This is a genomic window from Nocardioides sp. CCNWLW216 (assembly GCF_037120545.1).
GTDB lineage: Bacteria > Actinomycetota > Actinomycetes > Propionibacteriales > Nocardioidaceae > Nocardioides > Nocardioides lianchengensis.
In genome coordinates this window covers 448,226-470,504 of sequence record NZ_JBBBBJ010000004.1, presented here as the reverse complement: position 1 = coordinate 470,504, position 22,279 = coordinate 448,226, and the positions used below count along the sequence as shown (strand labels likewise).

At 73.9% G+C, this 22,279-nt stretch carries 22 protein-coding genes; 3 read left to right on the top strand and 19 right to left on the bottom strand.

Annotated elements, in window-relative coordinates; translation table 11 throughout:
* Position 1: 1 nt before the first annotated feature.
* The 8 genes from V7S47_RS12455 to ligD all read right to left on the bottom strand — a co-directional run bounded on the left by V7S47_RS12455 (position 2) and on the right by ligD (position 10,641).
* Positions 2–2,521 carry a polynucleotide kinase-phosphatase gene (locus V7S47_RS12455; protein ID WP_336561843.1) on the bottom strand — a complete coding sequence of 840 codons (2,520 nt, stop codon included), beginning with the start codon at positions 2,519–2,521 and terminating at the stop codon, positions 2–4.
* The gene (locus V7S47_RS12450) at positions 2,514–3,875 is read right to left on the bottom strand and encodes a 3' terminal RNA ribose 2'-O-methyltransferase Hen1 (protein WP_336561842.1); all 1,362 of its coding nucleotides are present in this window, start codon (positions 3,873–3,875) and stop codon (positions 2,514–2,516) included. The genes V7S47_RS12455 and V7S47_RS12450 overlap by 8 nt, the downstream gene beginning before the upstream one ends.
* Before the next feature lie 7 nt (positions 3,876–3,882).
* The gene (gene rpe, locus V7S47_RS12445; RefSeq protein WP_336561841.1) at positions 3,883–4,542 is read right to left on the bottom strand and encodes a ribulose-phosphate 3-epimerase; all 660 of its coding nucleotides are present in this window, start codon (positions 4,540–4,542) and stop codon (positions 3,883–3,885) included.
* Between the two features lie 10 nt (positions 4,543–4,552).
* Complete coding sequence (locus V7S47_RS12440) at positions 4,553–5,665, bottom strand: phosphotransferase (RefSeq protein WP_336561840.1); 1,113 nt, start codon at positions 5,663–5,665, stop codon at positions 4,553–4,555.
* A gap of 31 nt (positions 5,666–5,696) precedes the next feature.
* Positions 5,697–6,668 (bottom strand): lipid kinase, encoded by a 972-nt coding sequence (locus V7S47_RS12435; RefSeq protein WP_336561839.1) that lies wholly within the window; start codon positions 6,666–6,668, stop codon positions 5,697–5,699.
* A 97-nt stretch (positions 6,669–6,765) separates the two neighbouring features.
* A complete protein-coding gene (gene katG, locus V7S47_RS12430; RefSeq protein WP_336561838.1) occupies positions 6,766–9,027 on the bottom strand; it encodes a catalase/peroxidase HPI in 2,262 nt (753 codons plus the stop codon).
* 22 nt (positions 9,028–9,049) lie between these two features.
* Positions 9,050–9,481, bottom strand: coding sequence for a Fur family transcriptional regulator (locus tag V7S47_RS12425; protein WP_090855448.1), 432 nt, complete (start codon positions 9,479–9,481; stop codon positions 9,050–9,052).
* Between the two features lie 197 nt (positions 9,482–9,678).
* Complete coding sequence (ligD, locus tag V7S47_RS12420) at positions 9,679–10,641, bottom strand: non-homologous end-joining DNA ligase (protein ID WP_336561837.1); 963 nt, start codon at positions 10,639–10,641, stop codon at positions 9,679–9,681.
* A gap of 41 nt (positions 10,642–10,682) precedes the next feature.
* Between ligD and V7S47_RS12415 the strand changes: the two genes are divergently transcribed.
* The 3 genes from V7S47_RS12415 to V7S47_RS12405 are packed head-to-tail and all read left to right on the top strand — an operon-like array spanning position 10,683 to position 12,593.
* The gene (locus tag V7S47_RS12415; protein WP_336561836.1) at positions 10,683–11,408 is read left to right on the top strand and encodes an AAA family ATPase; all 726 of its coding nucleotides are present in this window, start codon (positions 10,683–10,685) and stop codon (positions 11,406–11,408) included.
* 49 nt (positions 11,409–11,457) lie between these two features.
* The gene (locus V7S47_RS12410; RefSeq protein WP_336561835.1) at positions 11,458–11,970 is read left to right on the top strand and encodes a sigma-70 family RNA polymerase sigma factor; all 513 of its coding nucleotides are present in this window, start codon (positions 11,458–11,460) and stop codon (positions 11,968–11,970) included.
* A complete protein-coding gene (locus V7S47_RS12405; RefSeq protein WP_336561834.1) occupies positions 11,967–12,593 on the top strand; it encodes a hypothetical protein in 627 nt (208 codons plus the stop codon). Before V7S47_RS12410 ends, V7S47_RS12405 begins: the two co-directional genes overlap by 4 nt.
* 18 nt (positions 12,594–12,611) lie before the next feature.
* Here V7S47_RS12405 and V7S47_RS12400 read toward each other — a convergent pair whose 3' ends face one another.
* The 11 genes from V7S47_RS12400 to mihF form a co-directional block, all read right to left on the bottom strand.
* On the bottom strand, positions 12,612–13,007 hold the full coding sequence (locus V7S47_RS12400) for a hypothetical protein (protein ID WP_336561833.1): 396 nt from the start codon (positions 13,005–13,007) through the stop codon (positions 12,612–12,614).
* A gap of 6 nt (positions 13,008–13,013) precedes the next feature.
* Positions 13,014–14,351, bottom strand: a complete 1,338-nt coding sequence (locus V7S47_RS12395) for an RsmB/NOP family class I SAM-dependent RNA methyltransferase (protein ID WP_336561831.1) — start codon at positions 14,349–14,351, stop codon at positions 13,014–13,016.
* The gene (locus V7S47_RS12390; RefSeq protein ID WP_336561830.1) at positions 14,344–14,763 is read right to left on the bottom strand and encodes an MmcQ/YjbR family DNA-binding protein; all 420 of its coding nucleotides are present in this window, start codon (positions 14,761–14,763) and stop codon (positions 14,344–14,346) included. Before V7S47_RS12390 ends, V7S47_RS12395 begins: the two co-directional genes overlap by 8 nt.
* Complete coding sequence (fmt, locus tag V7S47_RS12385; protein WP_336561829.1) at positions 14,753–15,682, bottom strand: methionyl-tRNA formyltransferase; 930 nt, start codon at positions 15,680–15,682, stop codon at positions 14,753–14,755. Before fmt ends, V7S47_RS12390 begins: the two co-directional genes overlap by 11 nt.
* Position 15,683: 1 nt before the next feature.
* Positions 15,684–16,229 carry a peptide deformylase gene (gene def, locus V7S47_RS12380; protein ID WP_090855422.1) on the bottom strand — a complete coding sequence of 182 codons (546 nt, stop codon included), beginning with the start codon at positions 16,227–16,229 and terminating at the stop codon, positions 15,684–15,686.
* Positions 16,230–16,303: 74 nt separating this feature from the next.
* Positions 16,304–18,343 (bottom strand): primosomal protein N', encoded by a 2,040-nt coding sequence (locus tag V7S47_RS12375; RefSeq protein WP_336561828.1) that lies wholly within the window; start codon positions 18,341–18,343, stop codon positions 16,304–16,306.
* A gap of 47 nt (positions 18,344–18,390) precedes the next feature.
* Entirely contained in the window at positions 18,391–19,581 is a 1,191-nt protein-coding gene (metK, locus tag V7S47_RS12370) for a methionine adenosyltransferase (RefSeq protein WP_090855419.1), read from the bottom strand.
* Positions 19,582–19,680: 99 nt separating this feature from the next.
* A complete protein-coding gene (gene coaBC, locus V7S47_RS12365) occupies positions 19,681–20,931 on the bottom strand; it encodes a bifunctional phosphopantothenoylcysteine decarboxylase/phosphopantothenate--cysteine ligase CoaBC (protein WP_336561827.1) in 1,251 nt (416 codons plus the stop codon).
* Positions 20,932–20,956: 25 nt separating this feature from the next.
* Positions 20,957–21,286 carry a DNA-directed RNA polymerase subunit omega gene (rpoZ, locus tag V7S47_RS12360; RefSeq protein ID WP_090855413.1) on the bottom strand — a complete coding sequence of 110 codons (330 nt, stop codon included), beginning with the start codon at positions 21,284–21,286 and terminating at the stop codon, positions 20,957–20,959.
* A 4-nt stretch (positions 21,287–21,290) separates the two neighbouring features.
* Positions 21,291–21,866, bottom strand: a complete 576-nt coding sequence (gene gmk / locus V7S47_RS12355; protein WP_336561826.1) for a guanylate kinase — start codon at positions 21,864–21,866, stop codon at positions 21,291–21,293.
* Positions 21,863–22,189 (bottom strand): integration host factor, actinobacterial type, encoded by a 327-nt coding sequence (gene mihF, locus V7S47_RS12350; protein ID WP_090855406.1) that lies wholly within the window; start codon positions 22,187–22,189, stop codon positions 21,863–21,865. Before mihF ends, gmk begins: the two co-directional genes overlap by 4 nt.
* Positions 22,190–22,279: the final 90 nt, after the last annotated feature.

The window sequence follows — 22,279 nt, the reverse complement described above, 5'->3', positions numbered from 1 at the left end:
GTCACAGCCGCGGGTCGACGGGCTCCGACTCGAGCGCGAGGACCGCGAACACCGACTGGTGCACCCGCCACAGCGGCTCGTCCTCGACCAGCAGGTCGAGCGACTCCAGGCCCAGACGGTGCTCGCGGATCGCCAGGCCACCCTTGCGGCCGGTGTCCCGGCCGCGCAGCAGGTCGAGCGAGTCGAGGTAGTCGGGCCCGTAGACCAGGCGCAGGTAGTCGCGGCCGCGCACCTTCAGGCCCGGCTGCACCTTCCCGGCGCGGTCGACGAGGTGGGCGGGCTTGACGACCATCCCCTCGCCCCCGGCCGCGGTCAGGTCGAGCCACCACCGGGTCGCGGCCGCGCGTGAATCCGGTGAGGCCAGGTCCACGGTGAGGTGCCGGGTCGGGGTGAGCAGCGGGCCGGTGAGGGCGCCGAGCTGCGCCAGGTGCCAGGGGTGCGGCTCGCTGGCGGCCAGGTTGCGGCCTTCGGCCGCAAGCACCTGGAACGGGGCCAGGGTGACGCCGTCGAGGCCGTCGGTGGGTCGCACGTAGGCCGCGTAGGCGTCCCGGAACGCGTCCGCTCCCGCGGTACGACGGGCCGCGCGGTCGGCCAGTCCGGCGACCTCGAGCCCGCGGCCGGCGGCCGCGTCCAGCACCCGCTGCACGGCCGGGAGTGCGTGGTGGGCTGCGGTGCCGACCGCGGCGTACTGCTCCCGGATCAGGCCCTCGGCCTTGGCCGACCACGGCAGCAGCTCGGCGTCCAGGACCAGCCAGTCGGTCGCCAGCTGTTCGAACAGCGGCGCGCAGGACGCGCGCAGCCCGTCGACCAGCCGACCGGTGAGGGTCGGATCGAAGAACGCCCGGCCGGTGCGCGTGTGCACCGTCCCGGTGGAGCCGTCGGCGACCCCGAAGCGTCGCTCGGCGGCGGCCTCGTCGCGGGCCAGCACGACGATCGCCCGCGAGCCCATGTGCTTCTCCTCGCACACGACCGACTTCACCCCCGCCCGGGCATAGGCGTCGAAGGCCTGCTCGGGGTGCTCGAGGTAGCCGTCCTCGCGGGACGCCGGCGCGGGGGCCATCGTCGCCGGCAGGTGCACCAGCCAGCGCGGATCGACCGCGAACCGGCTCATCACCTCCAGCGCGGCGGCGGCGTTCTCCTCCGGGACCTTGACCTTCCCGGTACGCGTGCTCAACCAGGTCGGAGCGCCCGGCGTGAGCACGTCCTCCAGGCGGAGGGTGCCCGGAGCGCGCTCGGGAACCGGCGGGGCGAGCGGACGGACCGGCTCGAACCACTGCTGCTCGGCCGGGACGGAGACGATCTCCCTGCTCGGGTAGCGCAGGGCGGTCAGCGCGCCACCGAAGACGACGCCGGTGTCGAGACAGATGGTGTGGTTGACCCACTCGGTCTCCGGGACCGGCGTGTGGCCGTAGACCACCATCGCGCGGCCCCGGTACTCCTGGGCCCACGGGTAGCGCACCGGCAGCCCGAACTCGTCGGTCTCGCCGGTGGTGTCGCCGTACAGGGCGAACGAGCGGACCCGGCCCGAGGTCCGGCCGTGGTAGGACTCCTTCAGCCCCGCGTGGGCCACCACCAACCGGCCCTCGTCGAGGACGTAGTGGCTGATCAGGCCGTCCATGAAGGTCAGCGCGGCGGCGCGGAACTCCGCACTCTCCCCCGCGAGCTGGTCGAGCGACTCCGCCAGCCCGTGTGTGCGGCGGACGTCGGAGCCCTTCAGCGCCCGGACCAGCTTGGCTTCGTGGTTGCCGCTGACGCAGAGCGCGGTGCCGGCCGCGACCATGCCCATCACGAGGCGCAGCACGCCCGGCGTGTCCGGGCCGCGGTCGACCAGGTCGCCGACGAAGACGGCCGTCCGGCCCTCCGGGTGCGCGGCGCCGACGGCCCGCCCGCGGTGGTCGTACTCGAGGTCCCAGCCGAGCTCGCCGAGCAGGGTGCGCAGCTCGGAGGCGCAGCCGTGCACGTCGCCGACCAGGTCGAAGGGGCCGGTGAGGTCGCGACGGTCGTTCCAGGGACGCTCGGTGACCACCGTCGCGGCGTCGATCTCGTCGGTGCCCTGCAGCACGTGGACGCGCCGCATCCGCTTCCCCATCCGGGAGAGGCCCTTGCGCAGGTCGCGGTGCTGGCGCGCCACCACCTGCCGGCCGAAGTCGCGGTCGGGACGCAGCCGGTTGCGCTCCTGGGCGACGGCCTCGGGGACGTCCAGGACGATCGCGTCGACCAGGACGTCGTGCTCGCGGGCCACCTCGATCAGGCTCGCCCGGGCGCGGTCCTGGACGTTGGTCGCGTCCACGACGGTCAGCAGGCCGCGGCGCAGCCGGGTGCCGACGATGTAGTGCAGGACGTCGAAGGCGTCTCGGGTGGCGTCCTGGTCGTTCTCGTCGTCGGCGACCAGCCCCCGGCAGAAGTCGCTGGAGATCACCTGGGTGGGCGCGAAGTGGCGGGCCGCGAAGGTGGACTTCCCGCTGCCGGACACGCCGACCAGGATGACCAGCCCGCGCTCGGGGATCCTCAGCTCAGGCACGTCGGAACACCGCCAGCTGGGTCGGGGCGCCGAGCTCGGGGTCGGGCTCGCCGATGCCGCGGAGCTCGACGTCGTATCCGTTCCGCTCGGCGACGCCGCCCGCCCAGTCCGCCAGCTCGGCCCGGGTCCACTCGAAGCGGTGGTCGGGGTGCCGCATCCCGACCAGGTGCTCGTAGCGCGGGTTGTAGTCGGCGTTCGGCGTGGTCAGGACGACCGCCCCCGGCCGCGCCGTCGCGAAGACAACGTGCTCGAGCGCGGCCAGCCGGGGCGGGTCGACGTGCTCGACGACCTCCATCAGCACCGCGGCGTCGTACCCGGCGAGGCGCGGGTCCTCGTAGGTCAGCGCGCCCTGGAAGAGCGTCAGCCGCTCGGCCTGCCGCTCCCCCATCTCGTCGGTCCGCAGCCGACGCGCGGCCTGGCGTAGGGCACCGCTGGAGACCTCCATCCCGGCGACCCGGGTGTACGACGGGTCGCCCAACAGTGCCTCGACCAGCTGGCCCTGGCCGCAGCCGAGGTCGATCACCGAGGTGGCCCCGAGCTCGGAGAGCACCTGCAGCACGGTGTCCCGGCGTCGCGCGTTGAGCGGCACCGGCCGCTCGTCGGTCTCGTCCGCGACGTCACCCCCGACCTCGGCCAGCCGGACCAGGGCGGCGCGTGCGAGGCCGGTGCGGGCCAGGTAGCGCCGGGTCACCAGTTCGCGCTCGGGGTGGGTCGCCAGCCAGTCGCCGCCGGAGCGGAGCAGCTTGTCGACCTCGTCGGCGGCCTGCCAGTAGTGCTTCGACTCGTCGAGCACCGGCAGCAGGACGTAGAGCTGGTTGAGCGCGTCGGCGAGCCGCACCGTGCCGGTCAGCCGGAGCCGCACGTAGCGAGAGTCGCCCCAGGCCGGGAACCGCTCGTCGAGCGGCAACGGGTCGGCCTCGACACTCCAGCCGAGCGGGGCGAACAGGCGGTGCGCGACCTCGCTGCCGCCGCGGCACGGCAGCACCGGCACCTCGATCTCCAGCGGGAGCGCGGTCTCGGCGAGGTCCTGGCGGGACCCGCCGCGGCCGGCCCGTGCGGTGCTGAACACGTCGCCGAGCGCGACCGCGAGCAGCGAGGACGCGGCGTACGGCCGGTCGTTGACGTACTGGGCCAGGCTGAAGTCGGGCGCGTTGCGCGGCCGCGACCGGGCCAGCCGCACCGGGTCGACGTCGAGCATCAGCGCGACCGTGGTCCGCTCGTCGGTCGCCTCGGGGAACAGCACGGTGGCGGTCCCGAAGGACTGCCGGAACTCCTGGACCCGGTCGGGGTGCTTGTGCAGCAGGTAGCCGAGGTCGCGCGCGGGCTGGTGGGTGGTCGAGACGGTCAGCAGCACGGGAGCGTCACCGGGCTGCCTCGGCCGCGGCGCGCAGCGCCTCGACCATCGCGTCCGGGTCGTCGGCGGAGTAGACGGCCGAGCCGGCCACGAACACGTCGGCGCCGGCCTCGGCGCAGCGCTCGATGGTCTCCAGGGAGACGCCGCCGTCGACCTGCAGCCAGGTCTCGACGCCGTGCTTCTCCATCAGCGCCCGCGCACGACGGATCTTGGGCAGCACCAGGTCGAGGAACTTCTGGCCGCCGAAGCCCGGCTCGACCGTCATCAGCAGCAGCATGTCGAGCTCGGCGAGCAGGTCCTCGTAGGGCTCGACCGGCGTGGCCGGACGCAGCGCCATGCTCGCCCGGGCCCCGGCCGCGCGGATCTCGCGGGCCAGCCGCACCGGGGCGGCCGCCGCCTCGACGTGGAAGGTCACGGACCCGCAGCCCGCCTCGGCGTACGTGGGGGCGTGCCGGTCGGGGTCGGCGATCATCAGGTGGGCGTCGAGGGGCAGGTCGGTGCTGCGGGCGAGCGCCTCGACCATCGTCGGCCCGAAGGTCAGGTTGGGCACGAAGTGGTTGTCCATCACGTCGACGTGCACCCAGTCGGCACTGGGGATCCGCGCGACCTCCGCGCCCAGGGCGGCGAAGTCGGCGTTCAGGATGCTCGGCGTGATCTGGATACCCACGCGGGCGATCCTAGGGGTGCCGCAGGGCCTCGGCGGTGTCCAGGTCCTCGACGGCGGCGAGCGCCCGACGCAGGCCGACGGTCGCCACGTCGGCGCCCTGGAGCCCGCCGAGCCCGACGGTGAAGACCGTCGAGACGTAGGCGTAGGCGACCTGGCGGCGGTAGCCGGCCCAGGCCTGCGCCGCGGACAGGTCCGGACCGCCGGCGCTGCGCAGCGCCGTGCGGTAGTCGTCGAGCAGGTCACGCTCGACGACCCGTCGTACGTCGGGCTCCAGCGCGAGCACCAGGTGGTAGGACGCGTCACGCAGACCCACGCCCCGCCGCACGGCCTGCCAGTCGAGCAGCCCGGCCCGCTCGCCGCCGGCAGCCCCGTCGAGGAGGTAGACGTTGCCCGGGTGCGGGTCCCCGTGCAGGACGCTGAGCGGTCCGTCGTCGAGGAGCCGGGCCCAGTGACCGTAGCCGCGCAGCAGCGGCTCGGCGGCCGCCGAGGTGAGGGTCGGGTCGTGGCGCAGCACCCGCTGCTGAAGGCGCCCGAGGGTGGCGTCGACCAGCGGGAGGAAGGCGTCGCCCGCGTTGGTGCCGAGCCAGCGCGGCGTGCGCCCGGCATGCGTGCGGCCGTGGAGCAGCGCGAGCTCGCGCAGCACCGCCGCCACCCGGTCGGGCGTCAGCGGGGTGCGGGTGTCGACGAACCGGGCGCCCCGGGCGGCGAGGTCCTCCAGGACGACCGCGAACCGACCGGTCCGGCCCTCGTGGCGAGCCGCGACCAGGGCGGGCGCCTCGACGGGGAGGCCCGGGCGCAGGTCGCGGTAGAAGCCGACCTCGACCGCGCCCAGCCGGGACAGCCCGCCGAAGACCCGGGTGCCGGCCTCCCCCGCGGTGGCCTTGACGAACACCGAGGGCGGTACGGCGCGCCCGCGCAATCCCAGGCGGGCCCGGTCGGTCGTGCCGGAGGTCCCCGCGAGCACGGTCACCGCGTCCACACGGCGGCCGAGCAGCCGCGTCCGCGCGGCGGCGTCGTACTCCTGGACGCGGCGGGGCAGGCCGCTCGTCGGGGCCAGCGCCGCGCGGGAGGCCTCGCGGACCACCCGGCCGCCGAGCCGGGCCAGGGCGACCACGTCGGGCATCCCCGCAAGGTCGCAGCGGCCCCGGGTCGCGTCAAGCGCCGTACCGCTCAGTTGGCTCGTGGGCCCGCGGACCGTCGAGTCGGGCGGCCTCGGAGCCGAGCGGCACGACGACGTGGACCGCGTTGCGCTCGACGGTGAAGGTCGCGGGCGTGGTGGCGGCGATCTCGCCGTCCAGGTTGACCGGGAGCGGCGGGTCGGTGACCACCCGGACCGCACGGGTGGTCAGGTGGTGGACCCGCTCGTGCTCGATGAAGGAGCCGTCCTTGAGGATCCGGGCGATCGACACGTGGTCGGTGAACCGGCCCCGGACGATGGCGTAGACGTCGAGCAGGTGGTCATCGATCGAGGCCGTCGGCGAGACCGCGTTGCCACCGCCGTAGTGCCGACCGTTGCCGACCGCCACCTGCAGCAGATCATCGAGCTCCAGCGGGTCGCGGTCGCCGTCGGGGAACTCCAGCCGGGCGCGGAAGGGGCGGTGGTGGCGGTAGGCCAGGAGCGTGGCCAGCGGGTAGGCCAACCGCCCGAGGCGGCGCTTGAGGCGCGGTGTCAGGCGCTCGGTGACGCCCACCGACAGCCCGATCGAGGCCACGTTGAGGTAGGCCCGGCCGTCGACCCGTCCGAGGTCCACGTCGACCACCCGGCCGCCGACCAGGGCCGCGACCGCCTCGTCGAGGCCCGCCGGTACGCCGAGGGTCCGCGCGAAGTCGTTCGCCGTCCCCAGCGGCAGCACGCCCAGCGTCACCCCGGTGCCGGCGACCCGGCCGGCGGCGCAGCTGACCGTGCCGTCGCCCCCGCCCGCGACCAACAGGTCCGGACCGGTGGCCAGCGCCTCCTCGATCCGGCGCGGCAGGTCGGCCCCGCGCATCACCGGGTAGGTGCGGACGGCGTCGTACCCGGCCTGGGACAGGAGCTCGGCGACCCGGTCGACGGCGGCCGCGCCGCGGCGCGAGCCGGCGTTGACCACGACGGCGACCTCACGGGCATCTCTCGCGTGCAGCAACATGCGACGACGCTACGAGGCGTTGCTAAGGGCCAGATGAGAACGACCCCGGCCCGTCCTGTGAGGACGGACCGGGGTCGCCGGGTGGATCAGGTCCGGGTCAGTCGAGGTCGAACCGGTCGGCCTCGGTGACCTTGGTCCAGGCCGCCACGAAGTCGTGGACGAACTTCTCCTGGGCGTCGGCGCTGGCGTAGACCTCGGCGAACGCCCGCAGCTGCGAGTTGGAGCCGAAGATCAGGTCGACCGCGGTGGCCGTCCAGAGCACGGAGTCGCCCTCACGGATCTCGTAGACGTGCTCGTCGGTCTGGGAGGCCTTCCAGGTGCGGCCCGGGGTCAGCAGGTTGGTGAAGAAGTCGGTCGTGAGCTGGCCGGGACGGTCGGTCAGGACGCCGTGCTGGGCGCCGTCGACGTTGGTCCCGATGGCCCGCAGGCCGCCCACGAGCACCGTCATCTCGGGCGCGGTCAGGTCGAGCATGTAGGAGCGCTCGACCAGCAGCTCCTCCGGCTGCAGCTTCTCGCCCGCCCGCAGGTAGTTCCGGAACCCGTCGGCGCGCGGCTCGAGCAGGGCGAAGGACTCGACGTCGGTCTGCTCCTCGGACGCGTCGGTGCGACCCGCGTGGAACGGCACCGTGACCTCGACGCCGGCGTCCTTCGCGGCCTTCTCGACCGCGGCGTTGCCGGCGATGACGATGAGGTCGGCCAGCGACACCTGGGCGCCACCACCCGCGTTGAACTCGCTGCGGACCGCCTCGAGCTTGTCGAGGACCCTCGCCAGCTGCTCGGGCTGGTTGACCGCCCAGCTGCGCTGCGGCTCCAGACGGATGCGGGCGCCGTTGATGCCGCCGCGCTTGTCGGTGGAGCGGAAGCTCGCGGCCGCGGCCCAGGTCGTCGAGACGAGCTCGGAGACCGAGAGGCCGGACTCGAGGACCTTGACCTTCAGCGTCGCGATGTCGGCGTCGCCGACGAGCTCGCCCTCGTGGGCCGGGACCGGGTCCTGCCACAGCTGGGGCTCCGGGACCCAGGGACCGAGGTAGCGCTCGACCGGGCCCATGTCGCGGTGCAGCAGCTTGTACCAGGCCTTGGCGAAGGCCTGAGCGAACTCGTTGGGGTTCTCGAGGAAGCGGCGCGAGATCTTCTCGTACGCCGGGTCGAAGCGCAGGGCGAGGTCGCTGGTCAGCATGGTCGGCTTGCGCTTCGGCGAATCGGCCGCCGGACCGGGGACGATGTCCTCGGCGTCCTTGGCGACCCACTGGTAGGCGCCGGCCGGGCTCTTCGTGAGCTCCCAGTCGTACGCGAAGAGGAACTTGAAGAAGTCGTTGCTCCACCGCGTCGGCGTGGAGGTCCAGGTGACCTCGAGGCCGGAGGTGATCGCGTCGGCGCCCTTGCCGGTGCCGAACGCGCTCTTCCAGCCGAGGCCCTGCTCCTCGAGCGGGGCACCCTCCGGCTCGGGGCCGACGAGGTCGGCGTCGCCCGCGCCGTGGGTCTTGCCGAAGGTGTGGCCACCGGCGATGAGAGCGACGGTCTCCTCGTCGTTCATGGCCATCCGGCCGAAGGTGTCGCGGATGTCGCGGGCCGAGGCCAGCGGGTCCGGGTTGCCGTTGGGGCCCTCGGGGTTGACGTAGATCAGGCCCATCTGGACCGCGCCGAGGTTCTCGCCGAGCTCGCGCTCGCCGCTGTAGCGCTCGTCGCCCAGCCAGGCGTCCTCGGGACCCCAGAAGATCTCCTCGGGCTCCCAGACGTCCTCGCGACCGAAGCCGAACCCGAAGGTCGTGAAGCCCATGTCCTCGAGCGCGACGTTGCCGGCGAGGACCAGCAGGTCGGCCCAGGAGATCTTCTGGCCGTGCTTCTGCTTGACCGGCCACAGCAGCCGGCGGGCCTTGTCGAGGTTGCCGTTGTCGGGCCAGCTGTTGAGCGGCGCGAACCGCTGGGAGCCGTCGCCCGCACCGCCGCGGCCGTCGTACGTGCGGTAGGTGCCGGCGGCGTGCCAGCTGAGCCGGATCATCAGCCCGCCGTAGTGGCCGAAGTCGGCGGGCCACCAGTCCTGGGAGGTGTTGAGGACCTCGACGACGTCGCGGCGCAGCTCGGCCAGGTCGAGCTTGGCGAACTCCTGCGCGTAGTCGAAGTCCGGGCCGAGCGGGTTGCCCTTCGACGAGTGGGCGTGCAGCACCGACAGGTCGAGGCTGTTGGGCCACCAGTCCTTGTTGGTGTGCGGCCGGCCGCCGGTCTTCGGCGTCGGGGAGTCGAGCGCGGGGTTCTCGCTCTCGCTGCCGTGCTCGGTCGCACCACCGTGCATCACCGGGCAACCACCCTCCGCCTTGCGGTCCACGCCCTGGGGGCTCTCGGGGGTCTGGCTGTCGCTCATCTGCTTCCTTCCACGGGGGCCATCACTGAGGGGTACGCGCGGCCGCGCACTCGGGGCAGGTGCCCCAGTACACGACCTCCGCCTCGTCGACCACGAAGCCGTGGTCGTCGGAGGCGGTGAGACAGGGGGTGTGGCCGACGGCGCAGTCGACGTCGGCGATCGCACCGCAGGAGCGGCAGACCACGTGGTGGTGGTTGTCGCCGACCCGCGACTCGTAGCGCGCGGTCGCACCGGCGGGCTGGATGCGGCGCACCAGCCCGGCGTCGGTGAGGGCACGCAGCACGTCGTACACGGCCTGGTGGGAGACGGCTCCGAGGTCGGTCCGCACGTGCCCGATCACCGCGTCGGTGTCGAGGTGCGGGTGCTCGTGGACGGCGCTCAGCACGGCCAGCCGTGGCCGGGTCACCCGGAGCGAGGCGGCGCGGAGCTGGCTCGCGAAGTCCGGTGCGGTCATGGGAGTCAGCATGCCGCGCTATCTGGAACGAGTCAAGAAAGAGCGCGCCGCTGGTCCCCGCCGGTTGAGGTGCGAGGCGCCCCAGCGCCGAGCCTCGAAACCCGTCTTGCGGACCTTCGGTCTCGATCAAGGCTGGTTGTCGGCTCGCCAGGTTTCGAGGCTCGCTTCGCTCGCACCTCAACCAGCGTGAGACGGCGTCACCCCTCCGGGGGGTCGGGGGTCTCCTGGCCCGCGGCCTCGTCCCGCTCGGCCCACTCCAGCAGCGGGGCGAGGTCGAACGGATGAGCGTCGATCTCGTCGTGCAGGTCGCCGAGCTCGGCGAACCGGGCCGGCACGGTGAAGATCGTGCCGTCGTGGGGATCGACGTCGTCGACCTCGTCCCAGCGGATCGGGGTCGAGACGCGCCCGTCGGAGACCCCGCGGACCGAGTAGGCCGCGGCGATGGTGTGGTCGCGGGCGTTCTGGTTGTAGTCGACGAAGAGGTGGTGGGGATCGCGGTCCTTGCGCCACCAGGCGGTCGTCACGTCGTCGGGGGCCCGGCGCTCGACCTCGCGAGCGAAGGCCAGCGCGGCCCGTCGTACGTCGGAGAAGCCGTGGGCGGGCGGGACCCGGACGTAGACGTGCAGCCCGGACCCGCCGCTGGTCTTGGGGAAGCCGACCGCACCCAGCTCGTCGAGCACCTCGTGCACGACGTGGGCGACCCGGCGGACGGTGGCGAAGTCGCACAGCGGGCCCGGGTCGAGGTCGATGCGCCACTCGTCGGGCTTCTCGGTGTCGTGACGGCGGCTGTTCCAGGGGTGGAACTCGACGGTGGACATCTGCACCGCCCAGATCACGCTGGCCAGCTCGGTCACGCAGAGCTCGTCGGCGGTGCGGTTCCAGCGGGGGAAGTGCAGCCGCACGGTCTCGACCCAGGGGGGCGCGCCGGCGGGGACACGCTTCTGGTGCACCTTGTCGCCGGCCAGGCCCTTCGGGAAGCGGTGCAGCATGCACGGCCGCTCGAACAGCGCGTTGACGATGCCGGGGCCGACCGCGAGGTAGTAGTCGACCAGGTCGAGCTTGGTGGCTCCCGACTCCGGGAAGTAGACCCGGTCGGGGTTGCTGATCCGGACCACCTTGTCGTCGACCTCGATCTCGACCGCGGGCGGCTTGCTGGGCATGCCGCTCAATCTAGGGGGTGGCGCCGACTACGGTGCGGGACGTGGACTTCGACCAGCCGCCCGTGGTGCATGTCTCCGCGCGCGCCGGTCACGGCCTCGACCAGGAGGACTGGCCGGCGGAGATCCCCGCGGTGGCCCAGCTGCTGCGGCGGGGCCTCGAGCTGCCGAAGGGCGTCACGTTCCTGGTCGGCGAGAACGGCTCGGGCAAGTCGACGATCGTCGAGGCGGTCGCGATGGCCTACGGCCTGTCGCCGGAGGGCGGGTCGGTCGGGGCTCGGCACTCGACGCGCCCCTCGGAGTCGCCGCTCGGCGCCGCCCTCCAGGTACGGCGCGGGCTCGGGTCCGGTCGTGGGGGCTTCTTTCTGCGCGCCGAGACCATGCACGGCTACTACACCTACCTGGAGGAGAACCCGGGCACGCTGCGCGAACCCCGCTTCCACGAGATGAGCCACGGCGAGTCGTTCCTGGCGGTGCTGCGCACCCGCTTCGACACCCCTGGCTTCTACTGCCTGGACGAGCCCGAGGCCGCTCTGTCCTTCTCGTCCACCCTCGGCCTGATCGCCGCCCTCCACGACCTGGTCTCCGACGGTGGGCAGGTGCTGTGCGCCACGCACTCCCCCGTGCTGGCCGCGATGCCGGGCGCCACGATCCTGGAGGTCGGCGAGTGGGGCCTGCGTCGTACGACGTGGGACGAGCTCGCGCTGGTCCAGCACTGGAGGGCCTACCTCGACGCGCCCGGCCGCTACCTGCGGCACGTCCTCGACTGATCATCGCGACCGTGTCACGTCACGAGGCCCCCGAGGAGTCTGATCAGGTGTGACGAGGGACGAGCAGGCCGAGGAGTTCGCGACGTTCGTGCGCGAGACGGGCACCCGGCTGCACCGGGCCGCCCTGCTCCTCACCGGCGACCGCCAGCTGGCCGAGGACCTGACCCAGACGACGTACGCCAAGGTCTTCGCGTCCTGGCGCCGGGTGTCGCGGGCGGACAGCCCGCTCGCCTACGCCCGGACGACGCTGCTCAACTCGTTCCTCTCGCACCGCCGGCTGCGTCGCAGCAGCGAGCTGCCGGCCGACCTCGACCTCGGGCACGAGAGCTCCGTGCCCGCGGACGACCCGACGACCCGCCTGGACCTCCTGGACGCGCTCGCGACGCTGCCCCCGCTCGACCGGGCGATCGTCGCGCTGCGCTACTGGGAGGACCGCTCGGTCGCCGACACCGCGCGCGACCTCGACCTCACCGAGTCCGTGGTCCGCACCCGTTCGCGACGCGCGCTGCAGCGGCTCCGGCCGCTGGTCGCCGCCGAGCTCACCGAGAGGAACCACCCGTGAACGACCTCGACCCCGACCGCCTGGGCACCGCCCTCCACGACCGCCTGCGCGACGAGCGCCTCGACCTCGAGCGGCTCGTCGTCGACGCCACCCGCACCGGCACCCGGATCCGACGCCGCCGCGCCACCGTCACCGTGCTGGCGGCGTGCGCCGGCGTCGCCGCTGTCGCGTTCGCCGGCAGCCAGCTCGCCGGGTCCTCCGGTACGACGAACGGCGGGCCCGGCTTCGCCGACCGACCCCGTACGGCGGAGCCGACCGACCGCTCCTCCACCGGCACCGGCGAGGGCGGATCCGGACTGGACGAGCTGGCCCGCCTGGCGACCGAGCAGGCCGAGCTCATGGAGGCCGCCCGCGACCGCGCTCCGTTCGACGTCACCGTGCCCGGCTGGGCCTGCGACGAGCCGGCCGACGAGAAGTTCGGCTGCACCCGGGGCACGGAGTCGCTGCACCTGGTGTGGCGACCCGCCGCCAGCCGCCCGAAGTACCTCGGCCCGGACGGCTCCGGGCCCGGCACCTACGTCAGCGACGTGCACGGCGGGATCTTCGTGACCGTCGAGCCCGGGGTCGGCACCTCCGCCGAGGCGGCCGCCGAGGTCGGCGCGACCCTGGCCTGGTCCGACTAGCGGTCCTTCGGGGCTCGATCAGTCGTCGACCATCCACCGTCGCAAGGCCCCGACGACCTCCGGGTCACCATGGCCGCCGCCGCTCGTCCAGGGATCGGCGGCGTCGCCCCGCAGCCAGGCGAGCACGTCGGACGGATCCGCGTGACCTCCCGCCTCGTGCGGTGCCCGCACCATCTCCTCGTCGGGAAGGTCATCCGGCCAGCGCCGCCAGCCCAGGCCGTCGACCGTGTCGAAGACGATCCAGTCGGGCGACTCGTGGAGCGTCACGCAGGCACAGATCATCAGGACGTGCTGGGCCCGCCCCTGCCACACCCCCGCGGGGTGGCGCGACGCCGCCTCACCGAGCAGGAGCTCGATGCCTCCGACGGCCGAGTCCGCTGCCGGTCCGCTCGGCGGCCGCGGGCGGTACCTCATCGCGACCTACCCCTGGCGGCGCAGCAGGGCCAGGAACATCGCGTCGGTGCCGTGCCGGTGCGGCCACAGCTGCAGCGTGCCGGGCAGCGGCCCGGCCGCGTCGGGCACCTGCGGCAGCAGCGCGGCCGCGTCCTCGAGCACGACGTCCGCCCGGTCCGCCAGCACACTGCTCACCACGCCGGCGGTCTCGGCCAGCACCGGCGAGCAGGTCGCGTAGAGCACCACCCCGCCCGGTCGGACCAGGTCGAGGGCCGAGCGCAGCAGGGCGCCCTGGAGCGGCACCAGCTCGTCGAGATCGGCCGGACGGCGGCGCCAGCGCGACTCCGGGCGCCGGCGGAGCGCGCCCAAGCCGGTGCAGGGCGCGTCGACCAGGACCCGGTCGAAGACCCCGGACGGGTACGGCGGGGCCGTGCCGTCGCCGGCCACCACCCCGAGGACCCCCGGCCCGCCGGCGACCGAACGGGCGACCAGGCGGGCACGGTGCGGCTGGCGCTCGTTGGCCAGCAGGGTCGCGCCGCGCTGGGCCGCCAGCGCCGCCAGCAGGGCGGCCTTGCCCCCGGGACCGGCACACAGGTCCAACCAGGCGGCGTCCGGGGAGTCGACCGGAGCCGCGGCCAGCACCGCCGCCACCAGCTGCGAGCCCTCGTCCTGCACGCCGGCGCGTCCCTCGGCGACGGCGGGAACGGCGCCGGGGTCACCACCCTCGAGCACCACCCCCCAGGGCGAGTACGACGTCGGCGCGCCCGGCAGCTCCTCGCGGGTGGCCCACCCGGGCCGCGCGACCAGGGTGACCCGTGGCGGATCGTTGTCGGCGGCCAGCAGGGCCGGGAGCTCCTCGGGTCCGACCGCCTCGCGGAGCCGCTCGACGATCCAGGCGGGGTGGCTGTGCACGGTCGCGAGGTCGTCGCCGAAGGTCGCCAGCCAGCCGTCGAGGTCGCGGGCCGACACCTTGCGCAGCACGGCGTTGCTGAACGACGCCGCACCGGGCCCGACCTTGGAACGCACGAGGTCGACGGTCGTGCTGATGGCGGCGTGCGCCGGCACCCGCATCGCGAGCAGCTGATGCACCCCGAGCCGGAGTGCGTCGAGGACCTTGGCCTCGACCTTGCGCAGCGGCCGGTCGACGCACGCGGCCAGGACCGCGTCGTAGGTGCCCCGTCGGCGCAGCGTGCCCGAGACCAGCTCGGTCGTGAAGGCCGCGTCGCGGCCGCTCAGGCCGTGCTCGCGGAGCACGGCAGGCAGGGCCAGGTTGGCGTAGGCGTCGTCGACCCGGACGACCTTCAGCACCTCGAACGCGGCCAGTCGCGACGGGTCGGGCCGCCGGCCGCGCGAGCGCTCAGCCATCCGACGAACCGTCGAGGCGCTCGCGGGCCAGCTTCTTGGGCGCCCGGGCGGCCCAGGCGTCGGTGATGATCTCGGCCAGCTCGGCCCGTCCCAGCTCGCCGAGCCGGGACTGCTGCACGAGCACCGCGTTGGTGCGGCGGAAATGGTCGATGGTGAAGAACGGCAGCCGCTCGTCGTCGACCAGCGCCTGCTTCTCGACCACGGTCGGAGTCACGATCACCAGCAGGTCGTCGTACTCCTCGCCGGTGGCGGGGTCGACGGCCGTGTGGTGGGGCTTGCGGAACAGCACGAAGCCGCGGCCGCGCACGAGGTAGGTCGGCACGTCGCCCCAGGACGTGCCGAGCTCGACCTCCGGCAGCGAGCGACAGATCTCGTCGACGTCGTCCGGAGTGGCCGGGCGGTCACTCGCCACCGAAGACCGCACCCGTCTCCACGCGGGTGCCGCGGGCCCAGTCGGCGGCCGGCATCTGCTTCTTGCCGAAGGCCTTGACGTCGCCGAGCCGTACGGCGTGGGTGCCGGTGCCGACCAGGACGGCGTTCTTGCGCACCTCGAGGGTCCCCGGCACCAGGGCCACGTCGGGCTCGGCCGCGACCGGACCCAGCTTGATCCGCTCGCCGCCGTACGTCGACCATGCCCCGGGCCCGGGCGTGCACGCGCGGATCCGCCGGTCGACCGCGGCGGCGGGCTCGGCCCAGTCGACCCGGGCGTCCTCGACGGTGATCTTGGGGGCCATGCTGACGCCGTCGTCGGGCTGCGGGCGGGCCTCGATGTCGCCGACCTCGAGGTGGTCGAGCGTCGTGACGAGCAGCCCCGCACCGCCCTCGGCGAGCCGGCCGAGCAGGTCGCCCGCAGTGTCGGTGGGCCGGATGCGCTCGGTCATCACGCCGAACGTCGGGCCGGCGTCCATCTCCTTGACGATCCGGAACGTGGTCGCGCCGGTGACCTCGTCGCCGCCCCAGATGGAGTGCTGCACCGGGGCCGCGCCCCGCCAGGCGGGCAGGCAGGAGAAGTGCAGGTTGACCCAGCCCAGCGGCGGGATGTCGAGGGCCGACTGCGGCAGCAGGGCGCCGTACGCCACGACCGGGCAGCAGTCCGGCGCCAGCTCGCGCAGCGCGGCCTGGAACTCCGGGTCGCGCGGGTGGTCGGGCTTCAGCAGGGGTACGCCGAGCTCCTCGGCCCGCAGCGCGACCGGGCTGGCCACCAGCTTGCGCCCGCGGCCGGCCGGGGCGTCGGGACGGGTGACGACGCCGACCAGCTCGTGACGGGAGGCGGCGATGGCGTCGAGCGCCGGGACGGCGACCTCGGGGGTGCCGGCGAAGACGACGCGCACCTCAGAACCCCAGCCCGTTGGTGGCGTGCGGGCTGACCTTGACCGTGGGCTTCTCCAGCCCGAACCACTCGGCCTCCCGGATCGCCTTCATCGCCGCCTTGCGGGTCTCCCCGTCGAGCCGGTCCACGAACAGCACGCCGTCGAGGTGGTCGGTCTCGTGCTGGATCGCGCGGGCGAGGTAGTCGGACCCCTCGATGGTCACCGGCTCCCCGTGCATGTCGAAGCCGTGCGCGACGACCCGCAGCGCCCGCAGGCAGTCGAAGCTCAGGTCGGGGATGGACAGGCAGCCCTCCATGCCGTCCTGCTTCTCCTCCGAGAGCTCGAGGGTCGGGTTCACCAGGTGGCCGACCTCGCCCTCGACGTTCCAGGTGAAGACCCGCAGCCCGATGCCGATCTGCGGCGCGGCCAGACCGGCGCCCGGCGCGGCCAGCATCGTGTCGGTGAGGTCCTGGACGATGCGGTGCAGCTCCTTGTCGAAGCGGTCCACCACCAGGGCGGGCTTGCGGAGGACCGGGTCACCGAAGAGCCGGATGGGTTGGATGGCCACCCGAGGAGTCTAGAGAGCCCGGTCGCCAGGCGCCGAGTCAGCACGACCGGTGCTGACTCGGCGGCCCCCGGCGCTCAGAGCGAGTAGGGGTCGACCTGGATCCGGACCGCGTCGAGCTTGCGGCTGGAGCGCACCCGCTGGAGCTGGCCGAGAGCGCGGGCCAGGTCGGCGCCCAGCGCCCGGGGGACGCGTACGACGACCCGCGAGCCCTCCTCGGTCTCCACCGGGCCGAGCACCTCGGCTGCCGCGGGCAGGTCGAGCAGGGTGACCGCGTCGTCGACCGGGCCCGGCTCGCCGCTGATCGTGGCCAGCCGGGAGGCGGGCGGCAGGTGGGCGGCCTGGCGCTGGGTGGACTCGCGCTCGGCGAACCCGGCGTGGTCCCAGCGCACCAGGGCCTGGAGCGCCGGGTGGGCGGCATCGCCCACCACGAGGGCCTGTCCACCCGGGCGGACCAGCCCGACGGCGTTGCTCCAGCGGCGCAGCGCCTCCTCGTCGGTGCGCAGGTCGGCGCGGCCGAGCGCCAGCCAGGCGTCCAGCAGGACGACCGCGGCGTACCCGTCATCCGCCACCGGCTCACCCCCGGGGGTGGCGACCACGACCGCGGGCCGCCCGTCGACCCGGGCCACCACCCGGTCGCCCGACGAGGTCAGCACCCGGACCCCGGGGAAGGCCCGGCCGAGCTCCTCGGCGGTCCGGGAGTCGCCCACGACCGGGGCGCGCAGCCCGTGGTGGCCGCACTCGGCGCAGGCCCAGGCCTCGACCTCGGTGCCGCACCAGCGGCAGGCGGGCGGCCGGGTCGGACCCGAGAGCGCCAGCGGGCCGGCACAGACCGTGCAGCGCGCGGGGGTCCGGCAGCGTTCGCAGGCCAGGCTCGGGACGTAGCCCGAGCGCGGCGTCTGCACCAGCACCGGCCCGCCGGCCAGCGCGTCGCGGACCAGGTCGCGCACCTGCAGCGGCATCCGCGCGGCCCGGGCGTGCGCGTCCCGCTCGACGTCGAAGTCGGAGGCCCCGGCCACGGTCACGGTGAGCGCCGAGCGGATGACGGCTCGGGGCGGGGCGAGGGGACGGGCCCAGCCGGTGCGCAGCAGGTAGTCGGCCTCGACCGTGCGGGCGAAGCCGCCGACCAGCGCGGCGGCGCCCTCCCGCTCCGCGCGCAGCAGCAGCACCTCGCGGGCGTGCGGGTACGGCGCCCGCGGCTCGGCGTGCAGGTCGTCGCCGTCGTCCCAGATGGCGACCAGCCCGAGGTCGCGGACCGGGGCGAACCCCGCGGCGCGGGTGCCGACGACCACGCGACGGGCACCGCGGCTGACCGCGAGGAAGTCGCGGTAGCGCCGAGCCGGCCCCGAGTCGGCGGCCAGGGCCACGTGGTGGCCCTCTCCGAGCAGCTCGGTCAGCGCCTGGTCGACCCGGTCGAGGTCGCGCCGGTCGGGCACCACCAGCAGCGCGCCCCGGCCACCGGCCAGGGTCGCCGCCGCGGCGTGGGCGAGCAGCAGCGGCCAGTCGGTGCCGGGTGCGGCGCCCCACACGGCCCGGGGCGACCCGCCGGAGCGCAGATGGGACAGGAACGCGTCGGCGTGCTCGTGGTCGGCCCAGGCCGCGCGCCCCGCGTCGGCCACGTCGGGGGTCGCGGCGGGCGGGGGCGGCGAGGGCTCCTTCTCGGTGGTGGCGTGCCGGGCCGGGACCGCGAGGCGGAGCACGTCGGCGCGGCTGCCGGCGTACCGCTCGGCGACGGCGGCGGTCAGCGCCGCCACGGCGGGGGTCAGCACCGGCTCGGCGCCGACCACGCGGCGCAGCGGGGCGAGCCGGCCAGGATGGTCGGACCGGTCGACGCGGGCGACGACGTAGCCATCGACGTCCTGGCCGGCGAAGCGGACCTTGACCCGCACCCCGGGCTGCGCGGACTCGGCCATGGTGACCGGGACGGCGTAGTCGAACGGCCGGTCGAGGTGGGCCAGGGGGACGTCGACCAGCACCTGCGCCACCGGCAGAACGTCGGTGATCTCAGCCTCGACGGCCTTGCGCTCGCGGGTGGCCCGGGCCTTCGCCTGGGAGGCCCGCACGGTCGCCCGCACCATGCCCGGCAGCAGCTCGGGCTGCTCGGGCTCGGGGGTCATGGCGGTATTCCTACCAGCCACCACCCCCGAGCCCGCAGGCGCCTGGATCAGGCCTGGACGGCGGCCTTCAGCGCGTCGGCGCGGTCGGTGCGCTCCCACGTGAACTCGGGCAGCTCGCGGCCGAAGTGGCCGTAGGCGGCCGTCTTGGCGTAGATCGGGCGGAGCAGGTCGAGGTCCTCGATGATCGCGGCCGGACGCAGGTCGAAGACGGCCAGCACGGCCTCCTGGATCTTCTCGTCCGAGACCGTGCCGGTGCCGAAGGTCTGGATGAAGACGCCGACCGGCTGGGCCTTGCCGATCGCGTAGGCGACCTGGGCCTCGCAGCGCCGGGCCAGGCCGGCGGCCACGACGTTCTTGGCGACCCAGCGCATGGCGTACGCCGCGGAGCGGTCGACCTTCGACGGGTCCTTGCCGGAGAACGCGCCGCCGCCGTGGCGGGCCATGCCGCCGTAGGTGTCGACGATGATCTTGCGGCCGGTCAGGCCGGCGTCGCCCATCGGCCCGCCGATGACGAACTTGCCGGTCGGGTTGACCAGCAGCCGGTAGCCCTCGGACGGGATGTCGAAGCTGGCCAGCACCGGGTCGATGACGTGCTTCTTCACGTCGGCCTCGAGCGTCTCGAGGGTGGTGTCCTCGGAGTGCTGGCTGGAGAGGACGACGGTGTCGATGCGGACCGGGCGGTCGTCGGCGTCGTACTCGATGGTGACCTGGGTCTTGCCGTCGGGACGCAGGTAGGCGAGCGTGCCGTCCTTGCGGACCGCGGTCAGCCGCTCCGAGAGGCGGTGCGCGATGGTGATCGGCAGCGGCATCAGCTCAGGCGTGTCGTCGCACGCGTAGCCGAACATCAGGCCCTGGTCGCCGGCGCCCTGCTTGTCCTTGGCGTCCACCGATCCGGTGCGCGACTCGTGGCCGGTGTCCACGCCCTGCGCGATGTCGGGCGACTGGGCACCGATCGCGATCTGGACGCCGCAGCCGCGACCGTCGAAGCCCTTGGCGCCGTCGTCGTAGCCGATCTCGACGATCTTCTCGCGGACCAGCTTGGCGATCGGGGCGTACGACGTCGTCGTCACCTCGCCGGCCACGACCACGAGGCCCGTGGTCAGCAGGGTCTCGACCGCGACCCGGCTGTGCTTGTCGTCGGCCAACAGGGCGTCGAGGACGGTGTCGCTGATCGCGTCCGCGATCTTGTCCGGGTGACCCTCGGTCACCGACTCCGACGTGAAGAGACGTCCAGCCACAGTGCTACTCGCTCCCGTATGTCAATGGTGCAGTTGGTTGGTGCAGATTCGTGCTGCGCGCACACCCTAGCCGTCGTCCCGCAGGCCGAGACGACGGTCTCAGCCGAGGCGCGTCGCGACCTGGTCCCAGATCACGTGCGCGAGGGCGCTCTTGGTGCCGCGCGGGACCTCGACGGTCGCCCCGTCGGCGGCCAGGATCACGGCCTCGTTGTCGGGGCTGCCGAACACCGCTCCCCCGCTGACGTCGTTGACCACCAGCAGGTCGCAGCCTTTGCGGGCCAGCTTGGCGCGGGCCAGGTCGAGGACCGATCCGGTCGCATCACCCGTCTCGGCGGCGAAGCCCACGATCACGCTGCCGGACCGGGCCCGGTGGGTGCTGATCTCGTGGAGGATGTCGGGGTTCTGCGCGAGCTCGATGCCCGGCGCCGAGCCGTCGTCGGACTTCTTGATCTTGGCGTCGCTGACGGTGGTGGGCCGGAAGTCCGCCGGGGCGGCCGCCATCACCACGGCGTCGGCGGAGCCCGCCGCCGCGACGACCTCGGCCCGCAGCTCGGCCGTGGTCTCGACCCGGACCACCGTGACGCCGGCTGGGTCGGGCAGCGTCACGTTGGCGGCGACCAGCGTGACCCCGGCCCCGCGGGCAGCGGCGGCCCGGGCCAGGGCGTAGCCCTGCAGACCGGACGAGCGGTTGCCGAGGAAGCGGACCGGGTCGAGGTACTCGCGGGTGCCGCCGGCCGACACGACGACGTGGCGTCCGGCCAGGTCGGTGAGCTCGGCGGTCGAGCCCGCCGAGACTCCGCGGGTGAGGACCTCGCGCGCCACCTCGAAGATCTCGCCCGGGTCGGGCAGCCGGCCCTTCCCGGTGTCGGCACCGGTGAGGCGGCCCTCGGCGGGCTCGAGGACGACGGCGCCGCGGGCGCGCAGCGTGGCCACGTTGGCCCGCGTGGCGGGGTGCTCCCACATCTCGGTGTGCATGGCCGGGGCGAAGACCACCGGGCAGCGGGCTGTCAGCAGGGTGCTGGTCAGCAGGTCGTCGGCCTGTCCGTGGGCGGCCTTGGCGAGCAGGTCGGCGGTGGCGGGGGCCACGACGACCAGGTCGGCGCCCTGGCCGATCCGGACGTGGGGCACCTCGTGCACCGACGACCAGACGTCGCTGGCCACGGGCTTACCGGACAGCGCGGCCCAGGTGGGGGCACCGACGAACTCCAGTGCCGCGGCGGTCGGCACCACGGTGACGTCGTGTCCCGACTCGCTGAAGCGCCGCAGCACCTCGCAGGCCTTGTAGGCGGCGATCCCGCCGGAGACGCCCAGGACGACCCGTGGCCGCGTCCCCGAGGGGGACGCGGCCACGTGGTCGGAGCTGGTGCTCAGCGAACTACTCGCTCGCGGGGAACGCGTCGGCGGCGGCGGCCTTGGCCGCAGCCTCCTCGGCCGCGAGCTCGGCCGGGTCGACGTCCTCGCAGGTCAGCAGGTCGTCGTTGATCTCGCGGAGCGCGATCGAGAGCGGCTTCTCCTGGACGTGCGTGTCCACGAGCGGGCCGACGTACTCGAGGAGGCCCTCGCCGAGCTGGGAGTAGTAGGCGTTGATCTGGCGGGCGCGCTTGGCGCTGTAGAGCACCAGCTTGTACTTGCTGTCCGTCTTGGTCAGCAGGTCGTCGATCGAGGGGTTGGTGACACCCTCGGCGGCGATGTTCGGAGAAGACACGCGGTTACGCCTCACGATCAGTTGGGGATTGCACCATCAAGGCTACCAACTCCTCAGCGGCAGCGTGAATCTCGTGGTTGACGATGGTCACGTCGAACTCCGGCTCGGCGGCCAGCTCGTCGCGAGCGGTGACGAGCCGCCGCTCGCGCTCCTCCTCCGTCTCGGTGCCCCGGCCGACCAGCCGGCGCACGAGCTCGTCCCACGACGGCGGCTTCAGGAAGACGAACATCGCGTCCGCCATCGTCTCGCGCACCTGGCGCGCACCCTGGAGGTCGATCTCCAGCATGGCCGGGTGCCCGGAGGCCAGGGCCAGCTCGACGGGCTGCCGCGGGGTGCCGTAGCGGGCCGCCCGGTGGACCACCGCCCACTCGAGCAGGTCGTCCTCGGCGACCATCCGGTCGAACTCCTCGTCGGAGACGAACCAGTAGTGGACGCCGTTCTCCTCCCCGGGGCGCGGCGGACGGGTCGTCGCCGAGACCGAGATCCAGACCTCGGGGTGGGCGGCGCGCACGGCGGCCGCCACGCTCCCCTTGCCGACGGCCGTCGGGCCGGCGAGTACGACGAGGCGCGAGCGGCTCACGTGTCGTCGCGCGGGGCGAACTCGGCCTCGAGAGCCGCGACCTGCTTGGCCCCGAGCCCGCGGACCCGGCGGCTCTCGGCGATCCCGAGCCGCTCCATGACCTGGCGTGCGCGAACCTTGCCGAGCCCGGGCATCGACTGGAGCAGGTCGACGACCCGCATCTTGCCGACGACCTCGTTGGTCTGGCCCTGGCGCAGCACGTCGACGATCGAGGCGCCGGAGTTCTTCAGCCGGTTCTTGACCTCGGCCCGCTCCCGCCGGGATGCTGCGGCCTTCTCGAGAGCCGCCTGACGCTGTTCGGGGGTGAGTGGGGGCAGTGCCACGTGAGCGGGTCCTTCGTGAGGGGGGCGGCGTGAGAGGTCAATCTAGTCAGAACCCGCGGCGAGCGGCAATCGCGGCAACGAGAACATGTT